Origin of the sequence: Alitiscatomonas aceti (assembly GCF_025567195.1) — a bacterium.
In the GTDB taxonomy this organism is placed as follows: domain Bacteria; phylum Bacillota; class Clostridia; order Lachnospirales; family Lachnospiraceae; genus Alitiscatomonas; species Alitiscatomonas aceti.
In genome coordinates, this window is sequence record NZ_JAOQJF010000090.1 from 1 (window position 1) to 552 (window position 552).

Annotated in this window: 1 pseudogene; it reads left to right on the plus strand. The window is 45.5% G+C overall.

The annotated features are described in order from the left end of the window. Window positions 1-100 precede the first annotated feature (100 nt). Window positions 101-552, plus strand: a pseudogene (locus tag OCV69_RS16630) (glucan-binding protein); the annotation flags it as partial.

Sequence of the window (552 nt, forward strand, 5' to 3'; positions counted from 1 at the left end):
AATTCCGATAATTTCTCTTATAAGAAGTATAATGTTCCTCGTAATGCAATTAGGAATTTCAAAAAAGTTTCAAAAAGAAAAAAAGGAGAGTGCATTAATTATGAGAAAGCAGACTAAAATTGCTGCCGTAGTATCCGCAGCAGCTCTGTTAGCATTAGGCGCTTCCATCACATCCTTCGCAGCTGCAAAGGGCACCTGGATGATGGTAGATGGCGAGTGGTACTGCTACGACAAGAATGGCGATGTATATGAGAATACCTTCTGCTCCAGCAATGGTAAGGAGTACTATGTAGGCGACGACGGAATGCTCGTTCGTTCCAGCTGGGTAGAGTATGACGGAGATTACTACTTCGTAAACTCCAGCGGTGCAAAGATCGTAAACGACTGGAGATTAACAACCCCGTACGAGGACGAGGATGCAGATGAGGAGTGGTTCTACTTCCAGTCCACAGGTAAGAGAGCAGACAACAAGAAGATCCTTTACAAGGGAAGCACCTTCTTCTTCGATGCTGACGGTAAGATGCTGACTGGCTGGGTAACAGCTGACGGCGA